Below are 14,706 nucleotides of genomic sequence, written 5' to 3'. Positions count from 1 at the left end.
CGTGTCAAGTGCCGAGGCGGAGGGAGCGTAGCGAGCGCAGCGCACCTGACACCTCCCCGCCCGCCCCAAGGGGCGGACGACGCTACTTCGGACTTACTCGTCTAGGAGTCGACACGGAGTGTTAGTTCGCGAAGCTGTCGGCCGGTGGCGGTGATGTCGTATCGGCGCGCGTTATCGAGAGCCGCTTTGGTCAGGGTCTTGCGCTGGTGGAAGTCCCGGCCCATCGTGTCCAGGGCCACGGCCAGCGAGCGCGGGTCGCCAGGGGTGTAGGGAACGCCGCCGCCCTCAAGGATTTCCCTCACATCGGGAAGATCGGAGTAGACAACCGGAAGTCCGTGGGCTTGGGCCTCAACGAGGACGAGCCCGAAAGCCTCCAGACCCCTGGTCGTGAAGACGAAGGCGTCGAAGTTCGGCAGGCGGCGCCACAGTTCCGCGCGGGGAAGGAACGGATCAAACTGAACTCGGTCCCGCAGTCCGAGTTCGACAGCCCGCTGTTCCAGATACTCCCGCTGGATTCCTTCGCCGATCACGGTTAAGTGGTGTGGATAATCGGTTAAAGCGAGGGCTTCGACTGCGGTGATCGTGGATTTGTTGTCGTCCAGACGACCGGCGTGCACCAACGATAATGGTCCTGTTCCGATAAGTGGTTGATCGCGGCCCCGGGCATCACTCAAAGGGATACCCCACGGGATGACGGTGAGTCGATCGGTGACTCGGTATCTGGTGAGACGGTCGATGCGGTCGGCGAGGGCGGAGGTCGGGGTGACGATTGCGGCGCTTGCGGCAGCGACTTCATTCAGGCCCTCGCGTTCCGATGCGCTGCGCTCGGCCACCATCACGTCGGGGCCGTGGGCGATGGCGATGATCGGGATGTTGCCAGCAGTTCGGGTGAGCGCCAGGCTGAGAGCGAACCCGAGATACTGGGCGTGAATGGCATTCGGCTGGATCTTCTCGATGAGCGCACCGACCTCACGCGTCAACTCGTCAACGTAAGGGACAAATCCCGGGCCACGAGGGCGCTTCGTCGTGGAGAGGATGATCAGCTGATCAAACGCGCCCTTCCAATCCTGATCGACCGGTTCCCTACCCAGGAAGGTCGTATGAATGTCAGACATCGCGCCGTAGATATCGTTGACGAGGATCATGCTCCCGGACGAAGGAACGGAGGTGCGATTGATTCCGGTCAGAATGTTCAGGAGCTTGGTGGTCATGTGGAAATCCATTCATCGATAATTGTCGAGAGATCGAGTATCGGGCTCCCGTAGCCGGCTCGAAATCGTGGATCATCGGCGGCGTTCCGCATCTCGCACCGACGGGTGGCGTCCACCACGAAGCCAGGTGCGGGGTCAAGACGGCCATGACCTCTTCGGCAGGATGTAAAAATCCCTTGCCGTCCATTTTTGCTGTCCATGTTCTGACTGGCGATCGAGGGTAGAGGGGATTTATTCCAATCTCTCCCTTGGGGAGGACTCCGTTGAAAGGAGTGGGAATTCCCTCATTGTTCCAGTAGTCCCATACCTCCAGCGCCTTGGATTTCTCGAAGCAGTGGTACAGCTGTCGATAGCGGGCCATGTGCCGGATCTCACGGAAGACCATCTGGCCGATCAGTCCAGGCGCGGCTTTTTGGATCGTGCTGAGATCGGCGCCCTGGAAGGTGACCGATGCCGCGTCCTGGGATGGGTGCAGCGCGGTCCGGGCGAACAGGTGGGACAGCCGTCGCCGGACGTACTCGGCGACTCCCCGGCCGAGATCCGGTTCTATGTTGTCGATGAGTTGGACGAGCCGGTGATGGCGTGGATTGAAACGGGTCAGGTCGAACAACTGGTACATGCCGTCCACGGCAGCGAAGGCGAGTCGTTTGTAGAGCCAGTTATTCAGCTCTCCCGCCTGGGCGCAGGTCTTGGTCTCCGGAGTGACGGAGTGGAGCATCAGGTATTCGGACAGAACCTCGAAGTAGAGGTAGCCGAGAAACGGCACGTGGGCAACAGTGTCGGACAGCTGGTCGATGAACTCGGGCGCCGGAGTGGCGTGACCGGTGGCATTGCGCAGGGCAACGTCGAGGAATACGGCCGCGCCGTGCAGCCCGGCCAGCACGGCGCGGTCGAGCTGTTCGCTCTCGGCTGGGTTGAGGAAGCTCTGGTAACGCTGGTAGGTGCGCAGGTGGATGGCGCCGAGATGTAGGTAGTCGAGCCCCTTGGGCCGGATCGGAGCATCCGGGGTGATCTCGAAGACCATGGGCGTGGTGGAGGGTTTCGTCCGCATCAGGTAGGCGCCGAGGTTGTGTGGGCGCAGTCCCTCGCGCTGGCTGGTGAGAGGCGAGCAGTACAGTGCTCCGACCAGGCAACCGGTGGAGACGTGCACCTGTCGGCTGGTGCGGATGGCGTCGATGTCCTTGGTGACGTGGAGTAGGTACATCGGCTGTCCGCTGACGAGCGCTTCGGTCATGGCGTTGTTCCGTATCAGCCAGCCGTTGGGGGTTGAGCGTTCCAGGTGGTGGCGCCAGTCGCTCTCGCTTTCGGCCAGCGAGGCAGGAATGCGGCGCTGCGCGGGCAAGGTGTAATCCGTGTGGGCGTGTTCCCATTCGTCGCGCAAGAGGATTCCCAGAGATGGATGATTGGCGGCGGGTCGGGAGAGTGTGAGGAGCTAAAGGGTCTCGATGTTCGGTCCGGAAAGGCGGTTTCTGCAGTCGAGAACATAGACCGCGTGCTTTTCGATCATCGGCAGGTCGAATTGTGTGTGGTCCATGAGGAGCACCACGGCATCAGCGGCCGTGATCTCCTCGGCGCTCGCATCGACCCGGGGAATGTCCAGCTTGGTGTCGTCGCCGGCCGGGATGTTGGGTTCGGCGCCTAGGACTTCGGCGCCGAGGTTGACGAGAAGTTCGGCGACGCGGGCCGAAGGTGAATTGCGAAGATCGGTGGCGTTGTATTTGTAGGTCAGGCCGAGCAGTAGGATCCGGGATCCTTTGATGGTCATGTGGCGTTTTTCAAGGGATTCTGCGAGGCGCCGGACGACGTAGTCGGGCATGTGGCGGTTCACGTCGTCGGCGAGTTCCACGAATCGGAAGGGGGCGCCGATTTCCTGCTGGACCTTCCAGGAGAGGAATAACGGGTCGACGGGCAGGCAGTGCCCGCCGACTCCAGGCCCGGGGGTGAACCGCGTGAATCCGAAGGGCTTGGTCGCGGCGGCGTCGATGGCTTCCCAGATGTTCACGCCGAGGGGAGCCGCCAGCGTCGCCATCTCGTTGACCAGGGAGATGTTGACGAACCGGAAGATATTTTCGATCAGCTTGGCCAGTTCGGCGACCCGGGTCTCGGATACCGGCACCGTGGTCAGAAAGATACCGTCGTAGAATTTTTTTATCACATCGAGTGATGTGGCATCGATTCCGGACACTAATTTCGGCGTCCCGTCGAATGACCACCGTTTGTTTCCCGGAGCGATGCGTTCGGGGCTGAATCCGGCCAGAAAGTCCGCCCCGCTTTTGAGGCCCGACGCCTGTTCCAAGATCGGCAGCAGTAGTTCCTCGGTGGTGCCGGGATAGGTCGTGGACTCCAGGACCACCGTCGCGCCGGGGCGAAGACGCTCGCCCAGGGTTCGGGCGCAGGACTCGACGCAGGTCAGGTCGGGCACGCCGTCCCGCAGCGGGGTCGGCACGGTGATCACCGCGATGTCGAAGCCTTCCAACGCGGCGGCGTCGGCGGTCGCGAAGTAGGCTCCGGTGTCCAGCACCGCACGGAGCCGCGAGGAGGCCACGTCCTCCACGTACGAATTGCCGGTGGTGAGCCGCCTGATGCGGTGTGGGTCCACGTCGTAGCCGACGACGCGATGGCCCACTTCGGCGGCGCGGACGGCGAGCGGCAGTCCCACGTAGCCTTGGCCGGCGACGACAACATCCATGACGACTCCGATCTGGGTAAGGAGCACTGCTGTGCCCCTGGTTTCTGTGGTGATGCCGGTACACAATTCGGCGGCCACACTCGGGCCCGCGGTTCGGTCGGTGCTGGCGCAGACCCACACCGATCTCGAACTGCTGATCACCGACGACGCGTCCTCGGACGACTCGATGGATCTGCTGGAAGAGCTGGCTCGCCAGGACGAGCGGGTCCTGCCGGAGGCAGCGGCTCGGCAAGGGGGTGCGGCCCGGGCCCGCAACCTGGCCATCGCGCGGGCCCGGGGTGACTACATCGCCTTCCTCGACAGTGACGACCTGTGGCTCCCGGCGAAGTTGGAGAAGCAGATCGCCTTCGCCGCGACGGCCGGGACGCCCCTCACGTTCACCTCCTACTACAAGATGGACGCCCTGTACGAGGGAGAGGCCGCCGACTTCGTCCCGAACGGCCGCGTCGTGTGGGCGCCGGAGCGAGTGGACTACAGCGCGATGCTGGTCCATGACCACATCGGCGCCTTGACCGCCATGTACAACCGCAGGGTGGTCGGGGCGAAGCCGATGCCGGACATGCCGAAGAGGCAGGACTACGCGCTCTGGTTGTCGATCATGCGGGATGGCACGCCCGCGCGGGCGCTGCGGGAGCCCTTGGCCGTATACCGGTCTCAACGGGCCGGGTCGCTCTCGTCGAACAAGCTGTCGCTCGTCTCATACAACTGGAACCTCTACCGCAGACACGAACACCTCTCGATGCTCCGGTCGACGCGGGCTCTGACCGGGGCGGCATGGCACTCGGTGCGGAAGTCGCGCATCTGATCCTGTGTACGGGGGAGAGCCTGGTACGTGCCCGGCACCGGTGCCATCGGCCGGCTACACCGCCGAGTCGGCGTCGGCCCTCGCGCGCAGGAACAATTGGAGGAGCAGCCGCCTGTCGGCGACCGGGACGGTCTCCTGACCGCTGCGGAGCGCCTCCCGGCCGTGCAGGAATCGGCGCTGATTCACGATGAGGTAGTCCCCGGGCTGAAGGATGAGGGAGACCTGGCCCCGGACGAGTTCCTCGGCGAGTTCCCGGGCGGCGTCGGCATGAGCCTGGCCGAGGTCGGACCTCTCCGGCATCTTGCCGGTGAACCGGACGAAGCCCGCACCTGGGTCGGAGCCGTCCAGGACCGGAAACGGCTTGCACTCCTCGCCCACGCCGAACAGGTCGAAGAAGGTCCCGTAGTGATAGACCGACTCGGCCAGCAGGGCGCGGCTGTCCTTCGCCAGCCGCGCCACCGCCGCGTGGGCGTCGGAGAGGATGCTGGTGCCGCCGCCGAGCGGGTCGGGGCGAACGCACAGGAGTGTGGTGTAGTCCGGGGGCAGGGTCCCGTTCACCAGGTCCATATGGAACGCGTTGTACCCGATGCCGCTGGACTTGCCGGGGTCCTTGTCGACCTTGACCCCGATGTCCTTCCAGAGAGGCCACCGGGGGAAGGGCGAGAAGGGGACGGCCACCTCGGCCGCGAACCCCGTCACCAGCCGCAGGAACCGGTCGTCGTCCGGCCCCAGTGCCTTGGCGAGGTTTCCCAGGCGCAGCACGGCGTATCCGCCGCCCTCTCCGGTCAGTGCGCGGCGCAGCGTCGCGGCGGTCTCCTCGAACCTCGGAGTGGCCTTCAGCTCGGTCCGGTACCACTCCATGGTGGACTCCGCCAGGAACGAACCTTCCAGTTTCCACGTCGGGAGAGGAAGGTCGATCAGAGCGGCTTCGAGTCCACTCGGGATGTCGATGAACACGCGGAACTTCCTTCTCTCTCGGCGCGTAAGCGCTGATACGGATGGACATGGCGACCATGTTCCGGATCTGGCGCGACCATCGCGGCGACGTTCAGGACGTCCCTCGGGCGTTGCGTCGGTGTCACTCCGAAGGCGTCAAACCGGTGTCATTGGAGGCGCGACGTGGCTAACCTCGGACCATGACGACCACGGCCGAGCGCGAACGAATCCCCAACGACGTGCTGACCTCGGTACGCAAGTCGATGAACCTCAGCCAGGATGAGTTCGCCCAGGGCCTGCGCGGCGCGGGTGAGGAACTGGGTGAACCGAACGACGCTTCCAAGCGACTCGTGCAACGCTGGGAATCCGGAGAAACCAGGACATGCCGTCCGCTGTACGCGCGGGCGCTGAAGCGGTTCACTGGGCGCGTCCCCGAGTCGCTGGGGTTCGCGATCCCCATGAGCCGCGTCCACTCGGACGGCGCGGGAGGTCACGACATGGAAGCTGGTGAAGTCGGCGCGGCCGCCACGGTCGCAAGCCCGGAGCCGGAGGTGCCGGGCGAGTACGCGGGCATTTGGCTGTCCCGGTACGAGTTCTACTCGTCCAGCCGTGATGAGACGTACGACTGCAAGCATCACGTCGTGATCGTCCAGCACGGCAACCGGCTCACAGCCCAGAGCCTGCCCGGAGCGTCCACCAATCCGCTCAGCCCGTTGTCCCTGGACCTGACCGTGGACCGGAACGTCATCACGGGTACGTGGACGGAGCAGACGGCGGCCGACGGGTACTACCAAGGTGCTCGGTATCACGGCGCGATCCAGATGCTGATCGAGCCGACCGGCCGACGCATGGTGGGGAAGTGGGTCGGGTTCGGGAAGGACTTCGACGTGAACACAGGGCCGTGGGAGCTGCGTCTGCTTGATCGATCGAGCGCTCGCGCCGGCATCGAGCGGTACTCGGCTACGCCGGACTGACCGCCGCGCGGTGGGGCACGGCGGCCGTGGCGGCGGCGAGCGAATGACCGGATCGCCAGGTCGCGTCCGGGAGGTGGCCGATGGGCGGTGACGACAGGGCAATGAACACCGGCCCCGGGCACGTGCCCCGGCCCGGTACGGCCTCAGCGCCGGTAGAGCGCCTCGATCTCCTCGGCGAACTCCGTCGTCACCACGCTCCGCTTCAGCTTCAGCGACGGCGTGATGTGCCCCGCCTCCTGCGTGAACTGCCCCGGCAGTACCCGGAACTTCCGTACCGACTCGGCCTTGGACACCGCCGCGTTGCCCTCGTCCACCGCCCGCTGGACCTCCGCGAGCAGCTCCGGATCGTCCCGCAGCGTCGCCGCCGTGGAGTCGGGGCCCTTGCCGTGGCCGGTGGCCCAGCGGGCCAGGAACTCTTCGTCCAGGGTGATCAGCGCGGCCACGAAGGGGCGGCCGTCGCCGACGACCATGCACTCCGCCACCAGCGCGTGCGCCCTGACGCGGTCCTCGATGACGGCGGGGGCGACGTTCTTGCCGCCCGCCGTGACGAGGATCTCCTTCTTGCGGCCGGTGATGGAGAGATAGCCGTCCTCGTCCAGCGTGCCGATGTCCCCGGTGTGGAACCAGCCGTCCGCCAGCGCCTCCGCCGTGGCCTCCGGGTTGTTCCAGTAGCCCGTGAACAGGTGCTCGCCGTGCAGCAGCACCTCGCCGTCGTCGGCGATCCGTACGACCGAGCCGGGCAGCGGCTGGCCGACCGTGCCGATCTTCTGCCGGTCCCACGGGTTGAAGGCGCTGGCCGAGCAGGTCTCGGTCAGTCCGTACCCCTCCAGCACCGTGAAGCCGATGCCCCGGTAGAAGTGGCCCAGCCGCTCGCCGAGCGCGGCCCCGCCGGAGATGGCGTACTCGCTGCGGCCGCCGAGCACCGCGCGCAGCTTGCCGTACACCAGCTTGTCGAAGACCTTGTGGCGGATCCGCAGGCCCAGGGAGGGGCCGCGCGGGGTGGACAGGGCCCGGCTGTACGCGATCGCCGTGTGCGCGGCCCGGTCGAAGACCGCTCCCTTGCCGTCGGCCTGGGCCTTGGCCCGCGCCCCGTTGTAGACCTTCTCGAAGACGCGCGGCACACCGAGGATCAGCGTCGGCCGGAACGCGGCCAGCTCCTCGGTCAGGTTCGAGATGTCCGGTACGCAGCCCAGCTTGACGGGCGCCATCACCGCCGCCACCTCGATCTGCCGCCCGAAGACGTGCGCGGCCGGGAGGAAGAGCAGGATGGAGCTGTCGCCGGTGCGGAAGAGGGGCTTGAGCCGCTCGACCGCGTTGCCGACCTCCGCGAAGAAGTTGCGGTGCGTCAGCACGCAGCCCTTGGGGCGGCCGGTGGTACCCGAGGTGTAGACGATGGTCGCGGGATCGTCGGCCCGCACGGCGGTGGCACGCGCGTCGACCGTCTCCTCGGAGATGTCCGCGCCGGCCGAGACCAGCTCGTCGACGCCGTCCTTGTCGATCTGCCAGACGTCGCGCAGACCGGACGCGCTGTCCCGTACGGACTCCACGAGGGCGGCGTGGTCGGCGTTCTCCACGATCGCCGCGACCGCGCCCGAGTCGCCGAGGATCCAGCGCACCTGTTCGGCCGAGCTGGTCTCGTACACCGGGACGGTCACGCCGCCCGCGCTCCAGATCGCGAAGTCGAGCAGCACCCACTCGAAGCGGGTGCGCGACATCAGCGCGACCCGGTCGCCCGGCTCCACGCCCGCCGCGATCAGCCCCTTGGCCGCCGCTCGTACCTCGGCGAGGAACTGGGTGGCGGTGACGTCCGTCCAGACGCCGTCCACCTTGCGGGCCAGCACCGCCACCTCGGGGTGCTGAGTGGCGTTGCGCCGGATGAGATCGGTCAGATTGCCGTCCGAGGGGACCTCGTACAGTGCCGGAAGGCTGAACTCGCGCAAGACTGCTGCTCCTCATCGGGCGCCGGCGCCACGGCTCTGTGTGTGCCGGCTGCGGTCCAAGACGGGCAGGTGCTCGACGGGGCGAGCACGACTGGACTGCCCGGACGTTACCCATCGGTACTCACCCACCGATAGAGGGTCCCGGCCGATGTTCCCTGCGTCACACGAAATTGACGGTACTTCGCGCACAGTAGTCCACGTCCGTGAACCCCGGCACGGAAGCGCAGGTCCAGCCCCCACTGCCCGCGGTGTCGGCGGGGTTCTGGGCCCCGTCTTCACGGTCCCGCCTGTCCCGCGGCGTCTGGCAGGCACGCTCGCCGCCTTGTAGGGGTCACCCCGGTACATGCCGGTTCGGGGGCGACCCTCCGCCGTGCGGGAGCGCTCGGCATCCGAAGGACGCGTCAAACGCCGAGGCGGAGGGACGAGGCGGAGGGACGAGGCGGAGGGACACGGACGGAGCGCAGCGAGCGCGGCGCACCGGACGCCGTCGACCCCGCCCTCTGGGCGGACGGCGCTGCTCCGAGGGCAGGGCCTAGGGTGAATACCATGCGAGTCAATGTGGTCAGCGATGTGCATGGGAACGCGCGGGATCTCGCCACGGCCGGGGACGGCGCCGACGCCCTGATCTGTCTCGGTGATCTCGTGCTCTTCCTCGACTACGCGGACCACTCGCGGGGCATCTTCCCCGACCTCTTCGGCGCGGCCAACGCCGACCGGCTCGTCGAACTGCGCACCGCCCGCCGCTTCGAGGAGGCCCACGCGTTCGGGCGCGAACTGTGGGCCGGGCTCGACGTCGAACCTGCCACCGCCATCGAGGGCGCCGTGCGACGCCAGTACGCCGAACTCTTCGCCGCCCTGCCCACTCCGACGTACGCGACCTACGGCAATGTCGATATCCCCCGACTCTGGCCCGAGTACGCCGGGCCCGGCACCACCGTGCTCGACGGGGACCGCGTCGAGCTGGGCGGCCGGGTCTTCGGCTTCGTCGGCGGCGGGCTCACCACGCCCATGCGCACGCCCTACGAGATCTCCGACGAGGAGTACGCCGCCAAGGTCGAGGCGCTCGGCGAGGTGGACGTGCTGTGCTCGCACATACCGCCGGACGTGCCCGAGCTGACGTACGACACCGTCGCGCGCCGCTTCGAGCGCGGCAGCCGCGCCCTGCTGGCCGCCGTGCGCCGCACGAAGCCGCGGTACGCGCTGTTCGGCCATGTCCACCAGCCGCTCGCCCGCCGGATGCGCGTCGGCGCCACGGAGTGCGTGAACGTCGGGCACTTCGCCGCCACCGGGCGGCCCTGGACCCTGGAGTGGTGAGGCGCCCGCGCGCCCGGCCGGATCCGGCCGCGGGGCCACGGACCGCGAACGAAAGGCCCAGGACCGGGCGGAGCGGACCGGCGCACTCGCGATAGCCTGCACACCGCGCACCCAGGCACCCGAAAGGCACGGCGATGGCGGAACACACCAGTTCGAGCATCACGATCGAGGCGGCACCGGCCGACGTCATGGGCGTGATCGCCGACTTCGCCCGCTACCCGGACTGGACCGGTGAGGTGAAGGAGGCCGAGGTGCTGGCCACCGACGACCGGGGCCGCGCCGAGCAGGTCAGGCTGGTCCTGGACGCCGGAGCGATCAAGGACGACCACACCCTCGCCTACACCTGGACCGGCGACAACGAGGTCAGCTGGACGCTGGTCAAGTCCCAGATGCTGCGCGCCCTGGACGGTACGTACCTCCTCGCGCCCGTCGCCGGCGGCACCGAGGTCACCTACCGGCTCACCGTCGACGTCAAGATCCCCATGCTCGGCATGATCAAGCGCAAGGCCGAGAAGGTCATCATCGACCGGGCCCTCGCCGGTCTCAAGAAGCGCGTCGAGTCCGGCGGCCCCGAGCGGCCCGCCGAAGCCGGTCCTGGAGCCTGATCCCCGTGCGTACGGTCCTCGTCACCGGCCCCGGCGGCTCGGGCCGTACCACCGTCGCCGCCGCCACCGCGCTGGCCGCCGCCCGGGACGGCGGCGGGCGCGTCCTGCTGCTCTCCGGCGACCGTCTCGACGGCCCCCTCGGCGTCTCCCCGGGCCCGGACCCCGTCGAGGCCGAGCCCGGTCTGTGGGTCGCGGGCATCGACCCTGCGGAGCACTTCCGCGCCGAGACCCTCGCCCTGCAGGAGCGCCTCGCCACCGGACTCGACCTGCTCGGCGCCCGCCCGCTCGCCGCCGAGGAGATCACCGAACTCCCCGGCGCCCGGCAGTCCGCCCTGCTGCACGCGGTGCGCCGGGCCGCCGAGGGCCACTGGGACACGGTCGTCGTCGACCTGCCCGCGCTGCCGGAGGCCCTCGCCCTGCTCGCCCTGCCCGAACAGCTGCGCCGCTACCTGCGCCGACTGCTGCCCCGGGAACGCCAGGCCGCCCGCGCGCTGCGCCCGATGATGGCCCAGCTCGCCGGGATACCCATGCCCGCGCAGTGGCTGTACGAGGCCGCCGCCCGCTGGGACGAGGGGCTCGCCGCCGTACAGGCGCTGATCGAGGACCCCGGGACGACCGTACGGCTGGTCGCCGAGCCCGGCCCCGCAGCGGCCGAGGCGCTGCGCTCCGCCCGCGGCGCGCTCGCGCTGTACGGCCTGCGCGCCGACACCGTCGTCGCCAACCGGGTGCTGCCGCCCGACGCCGGTGCCTGGCTGACCACGCTCGCCGCCCAGCAGCGCAAATGCCTGGACGAGTGGTCCGAGGAGTGGCCCGCCACGCACGAGACCCGCCACCTGGGCCGCGACCCCCGGGGCGCCGACGATCTCGCGCTCCTCGGCGCCGCCGCCGTCGGCGCGGGCGCCGACCGGGCCCCGTGGCCGGTCGAGGACCGGCTCGCCGAGGAGAACCTCCTCGTCTGGTGCGTACCGCTGCCCGGCGCCGTCAAGAGCGAGCTGAGCCTGGTCCGCCGGGACGACGAACTCCTTCTCGGCGTCGGCCCGTTCCACCGCGCCGTACCCCTGCCGTCGGCGCTGCGCCGCTGCACGGTCACCGGCGCGGCCCTCACGGACGGCGTGCTGCGGGTCCGCTTCACACCCGATCCAGGGCTGTGGCCGCGCACCGCCTGAACGACCGCGCGCCGTTCGGGTACCGTCGAAGGTGAGCACCCTTCCGCTGCCCTTGGTGGAAGGACCGGCACCCGACGCGGGAGTACCCCATGAGCGAAGCCACCGAGCGTCCCGCCGCCGATCCCGACCCCGACGCCTGGGCCACGGCGTGCGCCGAGGACCTGGAGGCGGAGAAGGCGCGCCGCCGCGCCGCCTACGGGCCGCCGCCCGGCTCCGCGGCCGAGGAGCTGCGCAAGCTGGTCGACGCCGTCGCGGACAAGGTCTCCTCCCTGCAGAACCCGCTGTTCGGGATGGCCGCGCAGGGCGCCGTCCAGCAGTTCGTCCAGCAGGCCAAGGCGGTCGTCGAGCCCGTCATCGAGCGCAACCCCGACGTCTTCGACCATCTCGCCGCCGCCGGTGGGGAGCTTCTCGCCGCGTACCGCTCCGCCGTCGAGGGCCAGGAGGCCCGCTGGACGCGGGGCGACGCCCCGGAGCCCGCGGCGGGGACCCGCGCGTCCGACGATCCCTCGGATCCCCGGGGCGATTCCGCCGGCCGTCCCGGACCCGAGGGCAACGGCGAAGGCCCCGCTTCCGACGGCCACATCGACCTGGACTGACCGGTCGGGCGCCCGCCCTCGGGTACGGTTGGCCCCAGCGGGGCTCGACCGAAAACTGAGGGACACATGGGACTCACCATCGGCGTCGACATCGGCGGCACGAAGATCGCGGCGGGCGTGGTCGACGAAGAGGGCACCATCCTGGAGACGCACAAGGTGCCCACTCCGTCGACCGCCGAAGGCATCGTCGACGCGATCTGCACCGCCGTCTCCGGCGCGGGCGAGGGGCACCGGATCGAGGCCGTCGGCATCGGCGCCGCCGGCTATGTGGACGACAAGCGCGCCACCGTCCTCTTCGCTCCCAACATCAACTGGCGTCACGAGCCGCTCAAGGACAAGGTCGAGCAGCGGGTCGGACTGCCGGTCGTCGTGGAGAACGACGCGAACGCGGCGGCCTGGGGCGAGTACAAGTTCGGCGCGGGCCAGGGCCACGAGGACGTCATCTGCATCACGCTGGGCACCGGGCTCGGCGGCGGCATCATCATCGGCAACAAGCTGCGGCGCGGACGCTTCGGCGTGGCCGCCGAGTTCGGCCACATCCGGGTCGTGCCGGACGGGCTGCTGTGCGGCTGCGGCAGCCAGGGCTGCTGGGAGCAGTACGCGTCGGGGCGCGCCCTCGTCCGGTACGCGAAGCAGCGCGCCAACGCGACGCCGGAGAACGCGGAGATACTGCTCGGCCTCGGCGACGGCACACCGGAGGGCATCGAGGGGCGGCACATCAGCGGCGCCGCCCGCGCGGGCGACCCGGTGGCCATCGACTCCTTCCGGGAGCTGGCCCGTTGGGCGGGCGCCGGACTGGCCGACCTGGCCTCGCTCTTCGACCCGTCCGCGTTCATCGTGGGCGGCGGCGTCTCGGACGAGGGCGAGCTGGTCCTCGACCCGATCCGCAAGTCGTTCCGCCGCTGGCTCATCGGCGGCGAGTGGCGTCCGCACGCCCAGGTGCTCGCGGCCCAACTGGGCGGCGAGGCGGGGCTGGTCGGCGCCGCCGACCTCGCCCGGCAGGGCTGAGCGGCGGCACTCGGGATACCTGGCCCGCCGTATCCGTCAGGGGATACGGCGGGCGTTTTCGTGCGGGGCGTCTTCGTGCGGGACTTCTTCGTGCGGGTGTGTTCGCGCCGGACCCCTTCGCGCCGGATTTCTTCGTGCGGGGCGTCTTCGTGTGGGTGTGTTCGTGCCGGACGTTTTCGTGCCGGACTCCCTCGTACCGGGCGCCCTCGTGCCCGGCGTGTCCGTGCGGGACCTCCGTGTACCGGGCGCCGCGGGCTTCCGGCGGTCCGCCGGTGTCGGCGCGTACCGCCCGCTCCGTACCGCTACGTTGGTCCCATGGCGATGCCCACGCTGCCCGACTCCGGCACCGGACCGGATGGTTCGGCCCTGATCCGGGTGCTCAGCTACAACATCCGCTCGATGCGCGACGACCGGGCCGCGCTGGCGCGGGTGATCAGCGCCTGCGCCCCCGATGTGGTCCTCGTCCAGGAAGCGCCGCGGTTCTTCCGCTGGCGCAAGCGCGCCGCCTGGCTGGCCGCGCACACCGGCCTCGTCGTCCTCGGCGGCGGCGCCCCCGCCACCGGGCCGCTGCTGCTCTGCTCGCTGCGCGTCACGGTCGAGCGGACCGAGGACATCCTGCTGCCCCGCACCCCCGGGCTGCACCGGCGCGGCTTCGCGACGGCCGTCGTACGGATCGGCGGCGCCCGCTTCGGGCTGCTCAGCTGCCATCTGAGCCTGCGGGCCGCGGAGCGCCACACCCAGGCCGGGGCGCTGCTCGAGCGGCTGGCCGCGCTGGACGTGCCGTACGCCATCGCGGCCGGTGACCTCAACGACCGGCCCACCGGCCGGAGTTTCCGGCTGCTCGCCGGGGCGCTGCGGGACTGCTGGGCCGTCAGCCCCTGGGGGGACGAGTACACCTCGACGCCCGCCGATCCCCGGCAGCGCATCGACGCGGTGTTCGTCACGGAGGGGATCGAGGTCCTCGGCTGCGGCGTGCCGCGCGGGCTGCCCGGCGTCACCGGGGCCGATCTGCGGGCGGCCACCGATCACCTTCCGGTGCTGGCCGCCCTGCGCGTACCCGCGTCCTGACCGCGCCCGGGGCCGCCGGGCGGCGGGCCGCACCGGGCAGGCGTCAGACGACCGCGCCGCGCCCCGGGTCGTCGCTCTCGTCGTCCTCCGCGTTCATCCTGGCCACCAGGGTGGCGAAGCCGCCCAGGAAGCCGCCGATACAGACCGTCGTCAGCCACCAGGTCATCTCCCACTGGAGCAGCACGGCGACCAGCATCAGCACCGGGCCGCCGACCACGGCGAGCCAGGCGAACCTGGAGGTCACATCGCTCTCCGGCAGCGGCGGCGGCTCCGGCGGGACGAAATGGCCCTCGTCGCCTTCGTCGAAGTCCTCGTCGCTCGGCTCGGCCAGCCGGTAGTCGCGCGGACCGCCGACACCGGGCGCGAAGACCACGGAGCCGCCGCCGCTGCCGGA

General features: G+C 69.5%; 13 protein-coding genes and 1 pseudogene. 8 read left to right on the top strand and 6 right to left on the bottom strand.

Translation table 11 applies throughout. The features are described 5' to 3' along the window. Nucleotides 1-101: 101 nt before the first annotated feature. The 3 genes from DVH02_RS10655 to DVH02_RS10640 are packed head-to-tail and all read right to left on the bottom strand — an operon-like array spanning nucleotide 102 to nucleotide 3,900. The gene (locus tag DVH02_RS10655) at nucleotides 102-1,211 is read right to left on the bottom strand and encodes a glycosyltransferase family 4 protein (protein WP_114623557.1); all 1,110 of its coding nucleotides are present in this window, start codon (nucleotides 1,209-1,211) and stop codon (nucleotides 102-104) included. Beyond that, entirely contained in the window at nucleotides 1,108-2,592 is a 1,485-nt protein-coding gene (locus tag DVH02_RS34750; protein WP_147286033.1) for a hypothetical protein, read from the bottom strand. The genes DVH02_RS10655 and DVH02_RS34750 overlap by 104 nt, the downstream gene beginning before the upstream one ends. Nucleotides 2,593-2,643: 51 nt before the next feature. Further along, nucleotides 2,644-3,900 carry a nucleotide sugar dehydrogenase gene (locus tag DVH02_RS10640; RefSeq protein ID WP_114623530.1) on the bottom strand — a complete coding sequence of 419 codons (1,257 nt, stop codon included), beginning with the start codon at nucleotides 3,898-3,900 and terminating at the stop codon, nucleotides 2,644-2,646. Nucleotides 3,901-3,931: 31 nt separating this feature from the next. On the opposite strand from DVH02_RS10640, the gene DVH02_RS10635 reads away from it, so the two are divergent. Further along, entirely contained in the window at nucleotides 3,932-4,705 is a 774-nt protein-coding gene (locus DVH02_RS10635; RefSeq protein ID WP_114623529.1) for a glycosyltransferase family 2 protein, read from the top strand. A 54-nt stretch (nucleotides 4,706-4,759) separates the two neighbouring features. Here the strand turns inward: DVH02_RS10635 and DVH02_RS10630 are convergent, their stop codons facing one another. Next, nucleotides 4,760-5,662 carry a TauD/TfdA family dioxygenase gene (locus DVH02_RS10630; RefSeq protein WP_114623528.1) on the bottom strand — a complete coding sequence of 301 codons (903 nt, stop codon included), beginning with the start codon at nucleotides 5,660-5,662 and terminating at the stop codon, nucleotides 4,760-4,762. A 179-nt stretch (nucleotides 5,663-5,841) separates the two neighbouring features. Here DVH02_RS10630 and DVH02_RS10625 point away from each other — a divergent pair, with 179 nt between their 5' ends. Further along, nucleotides 5,842-6,615: a helix-turn-helix domain-containing protein gene (locus DVH02_RS10625; RefSeq protein ID WP_114623527.1), complete on the top strand. Its 774-nt coding sequence runs from the start codon at nucleotides 5,842-5,844 to the stop codon at nucleotides 6,613-6,615. 143 nt (nucleotides 6,616-6,758) lie between these two features. Here DVH02_RS10625 and DVH02_RS10620 read toward each other — a convergent pair whose 3' ends face one another. Then, entirely contained in the window at nucleotides 6,759-8,555 is a 1,797-nt protein-coding gene (locus DVH02_RS10620) for an AMP-dependent synthetase/ligase (protein WP_114623526.1), read from the bottom strand. Nucleotides 8,556-9,101: 546 nt separating this feature from the next. Here DVH02_RS10620 and DVH02_RS10615 point away from each other — a divergent pair. From DVH02_RS10615 to DVH02_RS10590, 6 genes are all read left to right on the top strand, one after another. Beyond that, on the top strand, nucleotides 9,102-9,869 hold the full coding sequence (locus DVH02_RS10615; protein WP_114623525.1) for a metallophosphoesterase family protein: 768 nt from the start codon (nucleotides 9,102-9,104) through the stop codon (nucleotides 9,867-9,869). Between the two features lie 134 nt (nucleotides 9,870-10,003). Then, entirely contained in the window at nucleotides 10,004-10,474 is a 471-nt protein-coding gene (locus DVH02_RS10610) for an SRPBCC family protein (protein WP_114623524.1), read from the top strand. A 5-nt stretch (nucleotides 10,475-10,479) separates the two neighbouring features. Beyond that, a complete protein-coding gene (locus DVH02_RS10605) occupies nucleotides 10,480-11,640 on the top strand; it encodes an ArsA family ATPase (RefSeq protein ID WP_114623523.1) in 1,161 nt (386 codons plus the stop codon). An 89-nt stretch (nucleotides 11,641-11,729) separates the two neighbouring features. Beyond that, complete coding sequence (locus DVH02_RS10600; protein WP_114623522.1) at nucleotides 11,730-12,236, top strand: DUF5304 domain-containing protein; 507 nt, start codon at nucleotides 11,730-11,732, stop codon at nucleotides 12,234-12,236. Nucleotides 12,237-12,302: 66 nt separating this feature from the next. Continuing rightward, nucleotides 12,303-13,244 carry an ROK family glucokinase gene (locus tag DVH02_RS10595; RefSeq protein WP_114623521.1) on the top strand — a complete coding sequence of 314 codons (942 nt, stop codon included), beginning with the start codon at nucleotides 12,303-12,305 and terminating at the stop codon, nucleotides 13,242-13,244. A gap of 315 nt (nucleotides 13,245-13,559) precedes the next feature. Then, entirely contained in the window at nucleotides 13,560-14,312 is a 753-nt protein-coding gene (locus tag DVH02_RS10590) for an endonuclease/exonuclease/phosphatase family protein (protein WP_114623520.1), read from the top strand. Between the two features lie 43 nt (nucleotides 14,313-14,355). Here the strand turns inward: DVH02_RS10590 and DVH02_RS10585 are convergent. Beyond that, nucleotides 14,356-14,706, bottom strand: a pseudogene (locus tag DVH02_RS10585) (hypothetical protein); the annotation flags it as partial.

This window comes from Streptomyces corynorhini, assembly GCF_003346515.1.
GTDB classification, from domain to species: Bacteria; Actinomycetota; Actinomycetes; order Streptomycetales; family Streptomycetaceae; genus Streptomyces; species Streptomyces corynorhini.
This window is presented reverse-complemented; position numbering and strand designations above follow the sequence as displayed.

What these genes read in the sequence shown, in the direction of transcription:
- DVH02_RS10595 (WP_114623521.1), top strand. Translation starts at nt 12,303, where the DNA reads ATGGGACTCACCATCGGCGTCGACATCGGCGGCACGAAGATCGCGGCG.
- DVH02_RS10590 (WP_114623520.1), top strand. Translation starts at nt 13,560, where the DNA reads ATGGCGATGCCCACGCTGCCCGACTCCGGCACCGGACCGGATGGTTCG.
- DVH02_RS10610 (WP_114623524.1), top strand. Translation starts at nt 10,004, where the DNA reads ATGGCGGAACACACCAGTTCGAGCATCACGATCGAGGCGGCACCGGCC.
- DVH02_RS10655 (WP_114623557.1), bottom strand. Translation starts at nt 1,211, where the DNA reads ATGACCACCAAGCTCCTGAACATTCTGACCGGAATCAATCGCACCTCC.
- DVH02_RS10615 (WP_114623525.1), top strand. Translation starts at nt 9,102, where the DNA reads ATGCGAGTCAATGTGGTCAGCGATGTGCATGGGAACGCGCGGGATCTC.
- DVH02_RS10625 (WP_114623527.1), top strand. Translation starts at nt 5,842, where the DNA reads ATGACGACCACGGCCGAGCGCGAACGAATCCCCAACGACGTGCTGACC.
- DVH02_RS10600 (WP_114623522.1), top strand. Translation starts at nt 11,730, where the DNA reads ATGAGCGAAGCCACCGAGCGTCCCGCCGCCGATCCCGACCCCGACGCC.
- DVH02_RS10640 (WP_114623530.1), bottom strand. Translation starts at nt 3,900, where the DNA reads ATGGATGTTGTCGTCGCCGGCCAAGGCTACGTGGGACTGCCGCTCGCC.